This window comes from Dolichospermum sp. UHCC 0260 (genome assembly GCF_009711985.1).
Taxonomy (GTDB): Bacteria; Cyanobacteriota; Cyanobacteriia; order Cyanobacteriales; family Nostocaceae; genus Dolichospermum; species Dolichospermum lemmermannii.
The window spans coordinates 3375-12487 of sequence record NZ_VIKZ01000082.1; the positions used below are offsets into that span (position 1 = coordinate 3375).

General features: G+C 37.7%; 5 protein-coding genes. 3 read left to right on the forward strand and 2 right to left on the reverse strand.

The features are described 5' to 3' along the window. Window positions 1-164: 164 nt before the first annotated feature. Together FJR08_RS21605 and FJR08_RS21610 are read left to right on the forward strand one after the other, a co-directional pair. A complete protein-coding gene (locus tag FJR08_RS21605) occupies window positions 165-2603 on the forward strand; it encodes a tetratricopeptide repeat protein (RefSeq protein ID WP_168634527.1) in 2439 nt (812 codons plus the stop codon). A 527-nt stretch (window positions 2604-3130) separates the two neighbouring features. Continuing rightward, entirely contained in the window at window positions 3131-4705 is a 1575-nt protein-coding gene (locus FJR08_RS21610; RefSeq protein WP_254435828.1) for a S8 family serine peptidase, read from the forward strand. Between the two features lie 157 nt (window positions 4706-4862). Here the strand turns inward: FJR08_RS21610 and thrC are convergent, their stop codons facing one another. Next, window positions 4863-5957, reverse strand: coding sequence for a threonine synthase (gene thrC / locus FJR08_RS21615; RefSeq protein ID WP_015081148.1), 1095 nt, complete (start codon window positions 5955-5957; stop codon window positions 4863-4865). 240 nt (window positions 5958-6197) lie between these two features. Here thrC and FJR08_RS21620 point away from each other — a divergent pair, with 240 nt between their 5' ends. Next, window positions 6198-6389, forward strand: a complete 192-nt coding sequence (locus FJR08_RS21620; protein ID WP_148279126.1) for a hypothetical protein — start codon at window positions 6198-6200, stop codon at window positions 6387-6389. A 17-nt stretch (window positions 6390-6406) separates the two neighbouring features. Here the strand turns inward: FJR08_RS21620 and FJR08_RS21625 are convergent, their stop codons facing one another. Further along, window positions 6407-8806, reverse strand: a complete 2400-nt coding sequence (locus FJR08_RS21625) for a hypothetical protein (protein WP_323294634.1) — start codon at window positions 8804-8806, stop codon at window positions 6407-6409. Between the last annotated feature and the right edge of the window lie 307 nt (window positions 8807-9113).

The window sequence follows — 9113 nt, forward strand, 5'->3', positions numbered from 1 at the left end:
ACATTAAAAACTTTTCAAACATCCTCTAAACTCCAGGAATTATGAAAATCCCCAGAAATCGCCAGACATACTTATTAACCGAGTTGGGTGAGGAAAAAATAATTAATACTCTTAGTGAAAACCACGTGAACCCACGGAATAGAATTACGTGGATACAGAAACAGATGCAAAACTCTGGTGAAAGTATAAGTAGTAATACGGTTCGTAGAATTTTAACAAAGCAGAATGTTGAAGAGTATGCAATTAAATTACTATTTAAGACATTAAACATCCCATACAAGCACAACGTAGATGTTATTCTAGCTTTAAAAGATATAAGTAGTGCGAAGAGTTGCCATCAAGAGTTTTTTCCTGTTGAGAACAAACATTCTAATTTTTTTGGGAGAGACAATGACTTAGCAAGACTTAATACTCTAATCAATCAACATCAAAAAATGATTGTTATTCAGGCACCAGGAGGACTAGGTAAAACAACTTTAGCTAGGCAATACTTAGATAATCAAGGGTTTGATTTAGTTTTATCCCTAGAAATAGCTAAAGAACCAGATAATATCACTAGCGTTGAAAGCGTAGTTGAAGAATGGCTGAAACAATACTTTGAAGAAGAACCAGGCAGGGAATTTGGTATTACACTCGCAAGATTAAAAAAACACTTGCAAAATCGCCAAGTCGGGATATTAATTGATAGCTTAGAACCTGCACTAGATAAACATGGTAGGTTCATTCAAAATCATAGTCGTTATCTAGAATTATTCAGGGTTTTAGCTGATGCAACTGTGCAGTCATTTACGATAATTACCAGTAGAGAATGTTTATTTGATGACCGTATTGATATAATTTATCATTATTATTTAAGTGAATTAGGTGTATCAGCGTGGCAAGAATTTTTGGCATTTCACGAAGTTAAGATTGATATTTCTTTACTAGAAGAAATGTACATAAAATATGGGGGTAATGCCAAAGCTATGCATATCTTGCTTGGGTCAATAAAAACAGATTATGAAGGGGATACAACTGCTTATTGGCAAGAAAATTGTACTTTGGTGGAAAGAGGATTAAAAAATTTAGTTGTCAATCAATTTAACCGATTGCAAAATTTAAATCCAAATGCTTATAAGTTACTGTGTCGGTTAGGATGTTATCGCTATCAGGATATACCACAAGTGACTGAAGATGCCTTACTAGCTTTGCTGTGGGATATTCCTGACCAGCAACAGTGTATCTATATAATTAGATCTTTAAAAAATTTGCGTTTGTTTGAATTTGCCAAGGGCAAGTATTGGCTGCATACAGTGATTAAAGAAGAGAGCATAAAAAGGTTAAAATCAAGTCAAGAATGGGAGGAAGTTAACCGAAAAGCAGCCGAATTTTGGAGAGGTAGTGTGAAAAGTATTCGCACCATGGAAGATGCTAAAAAAGCTTTTGAAGCTTATTATCATTATGAATGTATTCATGACTTTGAACAAGCTGGATATATAATTATTCAACGAAGAAATGGTTGCTGGTCATTTGATGAAATGCTGGCTTTTTCTTACTATCGAATGGGAGCATTAACACAAGTAATATCTATACTGAATTTCCTGAAAGAAAAGATAAAATCTGAATATCTACTAGCAAGTATTTATAGTATTGAAGGCATAATAAATTTAGTGTCAGGAAATATGAATATAGCGATTAATTATTTGCATCAATCACTAGCAATAGCAACTTGTATTTTAAATAATTTTGAAAATCATCAAATAGACATAAGTTATGATGAGATTGTATTATTGATAGTCAAAAATCAAATCCATTTATCCTTTTACTATATAGACATCTGGGAACTGGAAGCAGCCATAAATATTTTAGAACCGACCAAATCATGGATAGAAACCATAATCCAAAAAGGAGATAAAAATTTAAAGTTAAAAATAGAAAAATATCAAGTAACCGTGTGGCTACATTTAGCTTTGTTATACTCATACTTTAATGCAGGAGAAAAATACACTTTTCCTCAATCTTTGGCTAAAAAAGTATATTATTCGCTTTTCACGGGAATTTTTGCGGAGATAGTACATTATATGATACTTAATTTAGAAACTTTACTAATTAATGCAGGATTAGGAACTGAAGTGAATTTTTGCACATGGCGTAAAATATATGCTTTATTAAAGTTAGGTCTAATTTACAAAAATTTAGGAAACATTAAAAAATCTTTGAAAATATATAATGCAGCGATAGAATTTTCTCAAGCAGAAAGTTCCTATGGATGGATAGAATCTGCTCAAGAACTTAACTATAATTCTCACTATAATCCGCTTGTAGCTAAAGTTTTAACTGGTTTAGCAGAACTGTATCGAATCCAAGATAATTTTGAAGAAGCACTTTTTAAACATTCACAATCAATAGAAATATTCCATAAAATCAGTGGTAACAGATGTGATTTAGCAGAAGCTTACTTTCAACTAGGTTTAACATATCAGAAAATGGGTGACTTTAAAAATAGTCAGATCAATTTTGATGAAGCCATAATATTATTTACAGCAGTGGAAGCTCCCCGGCAAGTTGAGAAAGTTGAAAGAGAAAAAGTCAGTAACCCAGCCCTAAAGGGACTGGGCTTGTAAGAGAAATCAAGCCGTACTGACCAGACCACCCTGAGCCTGAGAAAAACCAAAATTTGTAAGAGACTTCCAAGAAATAAAATCCCCAAAAATTTCTTGTAGTGCGGGCATCTTGCCCGCTGGATATGTACCTCATAACACTGGAAAGTTCTGTATACAGCGGTTTCCGCTCTTATGAGGTACAAAATTGAATTATAAAACTCTTGTGGTGCGGGCATCTTGCCCGCTGGATATGTACCTCATAACACTAGAAAGTGCTGTATATCGCTATCAGGAATATCAAAGAATCATGATTTTGTCATGAAATCATATTTTTACTGGTTATGTCATCAAATATTAATTTATTTTTGTTGTTAGCATCATTCATTAAATATTAATTTATTCGTAATTAAAATATCTTTTTGCATTACCAACTCATAGTAATAATTAATAAAGCAGAATAACTGATAATTTCAAATTATTGAATTTGCCAATATTGACAAAATTACTTTGTCAGAGAAAATATAACCATTTTTGGGGCTTAAATACTTATGTCACTTGATGTTTCTGCGGACTTTTCATCTCAAAAAAAAATCAATTATACTGCCATTTCCCAAACCAATGCCTTTCAAAATCCCACTGATAATAGGATAATTTGGGGTAGTCATAGTTCTTCTTCCCAAGATAATTTAGCAGCAACCGCATCTGTTGCTACTAATAGTAGTTATAACTCAACAAATGGCTATGGCTTGGTGAATGCTGGATTAGCAGTGAGTAAAGCCGCAGGTGTTAGTCCCTATGCAGACGTTCCTAATGTGGGTGGGAATAATTGGGGAGCGGATCTGATCAAAGCTCCCACAGTCTGGAATAATGGATATACAGGACAAGGAACTATTGTTGCCGTACTAGATACTGGCGTAGACTATAACCATCAAGACTTAAAAAATAATATTTGGAGTAATAACAAAGAAATAGCTGGTAATGGGATAGATGATGATAGTAACGGCTATATTGACGATGCTCAAGGCTGGAATTTTGATAGTAGCAATAACAACGTCCTAGACAACAATGGTCATGGGACTCATGTTTCTGGAACTATAGCCGGAGAAAATAACGGCATTGGAGTCACCGGCATTGCCTATAACTCCAAAATTATGCCAGTCAAAGTCCTAGATGCCAACGGCTCAGGTTCTTACTCAAATATCGCCAAAGGCATTTATTACGCAGTTGATAATGGTGCAAATGTCATTAATCTCAGTCTAGGAGGTAATTCCTCTAACGATACTCTCAAGTCAGCCATTGAATATGCCAGCAGCAAAAACGTCATCGTTGTTATGGCAGCCGGTAATAATGGTGACTCAATGCCATCCTATCCCGCCCGCTACGCCTATAATTCAGGAATTGCTGTAGGTGCAGTGGATAAAAATAATAAGCTTGCGGACTTTTCCAACCGTTCTGGTTCTCAAGAAATCACCTATGTCACTGCCCCAGGAGTTAATATTTACTCCACAATACCCAATAATCAATATGCCAACTACAATGGCACTTCTATGGCAGCCCCCCACATTGCTGGTGTTGTCGCTCTCATGCTCAGTGCTAACCCTAAGCTAACTGAAAGCCAAGTCCGCCAAATTATTACCAGCACATCTGCAAATAGCACTAATCCTTCAGAGCCAACAAAACCTTCAGAACCGGGGTTGAAAATGCCGTCTTTATTCCCCCCTCTAGACTCTTTTTTCCCGCTGGATTTGATTAATATCATCAATATAGGCTCAAAATTACCTTTCAACCTACAATCTCAATCATCAAACTCTATTCCCCTTCCTCCCGTTGTCGTCTCTATGAACGAAAATCAGTTAACGTTGCGTTTCGGTAATCTGGAATCAACACCCGCACAGCAGTCTAGCTACTATAGTCAGAATTTATCATTTACCTTTACTGAATCTGGCATACACTACTATGCGGACGAAACCCCAGGTGAGAATCCTGACATAAAAGTCAGCATAACTGCAACACCTCTGGGAATGATGGTTGTTTTGGGTGTTAAGAGGGATATTTTACAATCCGATCCAAAAAAGCTAACTAATGATAACAAGAGCCAGCTTTTTCTTCCTGCTTCACCCTAGAAGTGTCGGCAAGTCCTAGAGAATCTATGGGTTGAAGTGTTAATTTACCTTTGGGGGTTAAAGTCCCCTGCTTCTACAAGCAGCGGGTTTTGCGTCGGGGTAAAATCCCCGTTGCAAAACGTAATTCTAAATTCTAAATTCTAAATTCTGCATTCTTTTAATCAAATCCCATTGCTTTCGCAACGGCTTTAATGTCCGCCGGAATACCCTGTTTAAATTGGGCGTGACTGTGTTTAATGGCTGTATCTGGGTCTTTTAAACCATTACCAGTGAGGACACAGACTACTGTTGCCCCGGTGGGAACTTCGTCTTTTACCTGTAACAAACCGGCGACAGAAGCCGCGCTGGCAGGTTCACAGAAAATCCCTTCCGATGATGCTAATAGTCGGTAAGCGTCGAGAATTTCTTCGTCAGTGACAGAACGAAAACTGCCTTGGCTGGCTGTTTGAGCGGCTATGGCTTTATCCCAACTGGCTGGATTACCAATTCTAATGGCTGTGGCTATGGTTTCAGGATGTGCCACTGGTTGACCATTTACTAAGGGTGCAGCCCCAGCGGCTTGGAAACCCATCATTTTCGGCAAGCGATCGCATTTACCATCTTGATGGTATTGACAAAAACCCATCCAATATGCTGTAATATTGCCCGCATTCCCCACGGGAATACATAACCAATCGGGGGCATCACCCAAGGCATCAACAACTTCAAAAGCTCCAGTTTTTTGCCCTTCTAACCGGTAGGGGTTGACAGAATTTACCAAAGTGATGGGATATTGATCTGCCATTTCCCGGACAATTTCCAGGGCGCGGTCAAAATTTCCTTGAATAGCCAGGACTTCAGCCCCATAAAGTAACGCTTGGGCTAATTTACCTAAAGCCACATAGCCATCAGGAATCAACACAAAGGGTTTCATTCCCCCCCGTCTAGCATAGGCAGCGGCAGCGGCGGAGGTATTACCAGTGCTGGCACAAATCACAGCCTTAGCACCTGCTTCTGCTGCTTTAGAAATTGCCATGGTCATCCCCCGGTCTTTGAAGCTACCAGTGGGGTTAAGTCCATCATATTTGACATACACCTTCACCTGTCTGCCAATACGTTCAGCGATCGCTGGCACGGGAATCAAAGGTGTGTTACCCTCCAACAAAGTCACCACCGGGGTTTTTTCGCTGACAGGCAAGTATTGACGATAGGCTTCTATCAGCCCTGGCCAGGGTTGGCAATGAGATTTAGCAGCAGACAGGCTCAAAGTCACAGGATTCAAAACTTCTTAATTAAGGATTTAGGATTGGGAATGCTCTTGGTATAAGTATCCCACTTTTCAAGTCTATATGTTAGTTGCGGAACACAGTCACAATGATCGGAGTCTTTTATCACTACATTTGTAACCGATTAGAGTATATAATGAAAACTATATAATATCTTAACAAAGATTAAGATAAGTATATTATACTATTTCTAAATGGTGTGAGTTAAGTTTCTAATGCCAACAACTATGTCTACTATGTCATCCAGTGTTTCCGAATGCGAATCCCACGCTAACTTAGTCAAGAAGTTAACGAAGGCTTACTATCGAGACGATCAGCAAGTGAAGTTCATGGACTTACAAGCAGAGGTAGATTCCCTTTTAGCGCAATTGCAAAGTCTCAAAAGCGAACAAGTGGAAGCTCCCAGCGACGAAGAATAAATTACCTGTAATGGTGACTATTCAAATTGCTGATTAGTTTGTGACCAACGTTGCAGACTATAGCCCTGTTTATTTTCTACCAGTAACGCTAGAGATTGGTCATCAGTAAGTTGAGCGATCGCTATTAGCGTTTGCTGGCTTGCATGGGCAAAATCACTATAAATTACTCTACTATCCGCCGACAAAATCAGAGTCCGGGGACGTTTTTGATCTTCCACTGGTTTTGAGTTATTACCATCGGACTGATTTAAAGATGCTATAGCGGGATCAGAAATAGTTATGACAATTTCCTGCTGTGCATCATTAGTTAAATCAGCCAATTGAACTGGCCAATCACCCATTTTTTCCCGCATTTCCTGAAAATCAGGAATATTACCAGGATTTATATCACCCGACTGTTGTAGTTTTCTCCAGATAGTCGGCAAGATTAATTCTACTAATTGGGGTTTTTGTTGATATAATTCCTTTACAGATACCGGAGACGGTTCTACCCATTTCAACGCATCCACAGTCATGGCTAAAGGTTGAGGTTGAAGAGATGTGACCTTATTTTCAGAAAGCGCGGAACCCGACATTAACAACCGTAAACCCTGATCTTGCACTTGTACAGCTTTAATCGTAGTCGTAGTAACTTCTTGTTCTCCATTGGGTTTCCAGACAATAATTTGCATACTAGGGTCATAACTAATACCCAGAATTTTTCGCCAAAATTTTCGAGGTTGATGTTTCAGTTGGTCAAAATTAGCAAATGGATAACTTAACCAGCTTGTACCATCATGAAATGCACTAACTTCCACCTGATACCAAACTTGATTATTAGTAATTTTCAAATCAGTTTGCAGAGATATTGGCAACCAATCCTGCTCATTAATACGACTAATTTGGTTGACAGTGCCAATAATTCGACTTTTATGGGCATTGATCTTATCATCATCAAGTTTAGTTAAAATATCTTGAATATAATTGAGTGTTTCCTGGTTAATATTCGGTTGTGCTTGCAACCAAGCATTAGCTCTTTCTTCCCCCCGTTGGACTTTAAAAATTAGTGCGACCCAAGCTAAAACTGCGCGACGATTAGGATTGAGTCGTAACGCTACAGCAGACCGATTCCAGATTCTCCCTTTATCTGTTTGTAGTAAATTAGCAATTTCTTGACCATAATCAGCTGAAGTTTCAAATACCTGTAAAGCCTTTTCCCAACGACCATCAATAATATCCGCTGTAACTTGTTGCTGAGGACTTGCCCAATTTTTCTCAGCCTGCATTTTCGTAAATTCCGAATGTAAGCGAATTACATCTATTTGCGCCCGTGCTGCCGCTGAAAAAGGCTGTTTACGCTGTTTTTCTAAAGATATCAACCATGTAGAAGCAGGAGTCCAAAGTCCATTTCTGGCTAATAACAGAGATTGTTGAAAAGCAAATTCATCAATTGCGGGTTTTTGGAAATTAATTGCTTCTAAATAAATAGAATTAGCCACTAACTTACTAGGTTTAACTTGATAAACTTGTAAATTTGGTTCTACATTTATCGTTTGATCAATAATTAACTCCTTTGAATCATTACCCGTTATCTGTTGCCATTTAGGTAACTGCCCATTGCGGGTCTTCCAAGATAACATTTGTTGTAAGCTTTTCAGAGTAGGATTGTAATAGACAACTTGACCATAGGTAATATTATCATCGTTATTTTTGTGTTCACCCTGCAAATAAAACCAAAATCCTGGAAATAGATTAGTATCTGCAAAAGCTTTCACCTGATTTAAAGGTAAATTTGTCTTGGTTTCTTGATTGTCTGATTCAGAAATAGCCGCAAATGAAGAGGACTCTACAAAATTTCTCGATAATCCAGTAACAGGTAATTTAGTAATTAAATAGTAGGATTTTTCTGACTGAAATTTAGATTCCAAATCCTGGGAAAGTTTATAGATCCTCAATTCTACCAATTCTTGACAATGAGATTGACAATTCTTGCGTTTTTGGAAAATTGGTAATAAAAAAGATTCCTCTGATTTACCATCTAAAGGCAGGATTTCGCCAGATAGACGTTGTTGTTGAGTTAAACCGAGTTCAATAGCTGTCAGTGTTTCCGGTAGTTCTCGTTTACCTGTAGATATTTTTGCCCATTTTGGTAAAAAATCATTCACCCAGCTAATCTGGGCAGGATTTAAAATAAATAGCACACTAATCCAACCAACACCAATAATTACACTAGCACTGCCTAACAACAGACCCATAGCCAACGTAGACCATAGCCAACTACGCCGTTGAGAACGTTTGGGTAATTTTTTAACATTCTTCTTGATTGCAGCTTGAGAAGGCTGATTCAGCTTAGTAGCTTTTGGTCTGCGTTTGCGGGGTTTATTGATCATCTGACTATTACTAGCACTAGTAATTTGATGTTGTTCAAAATCATCCATGATAGATTTTGACAAACTTGGTGCAATTTTGCCAGTGTACTGGGGTAAAACTTAAAACTTCGCCGAGATCTCCGACTTCTTGAAGAAGTCGGGGATCTTGTTTGTTGTTTATAATTGGGAATGGGTATATTTTTGCTGAAATCACGAACAGGGAGAAAATGAGCAATAAAAAAGGTTTGGTTGACAACCAAACCTTGACTTAAATCCAGTGCATAACAACATCCCGAATTAATTTAACCTATATGATCTATTTTCAACATCTTCCCATAGTATGTATGCAAATTTCATAAAACCTGATAAGAAATCA

What these genes read in the sequence shown, in the direction of transcription:
- FJR08_RS21605 (WP_168634527.1), top strand. Translation starts at nt 165, where the DNA reads ATGCAAAACTCTGGTGAAAGTATAAGTAGTAATACGGTTCGTAGAATT.
- FJR08_RS21610 (WP_254435828.1), top strand. Translation starts at nt 3,131, where the DNA reads ATGTCACTTGATGTTTCTGCGGACTTTTCATCTCAAAAAAAAATCAAT.
- FJR08_RS21620 (WP_148279126.1), top strand. Translation starts at nt 6,198, where the DNA reads ATGTCTACTATGTCATCCAGTGTTTCCGAATGCGAATCCCACGCTAAC.
- FJR08_RS21625 (WP_323294634.1), bottom strand. Translation starts at nt 8,806, where the DNA reads ATGGATGATTTTGAACAACATCAAATTACTAGTGCTAGTAATAGTCAG.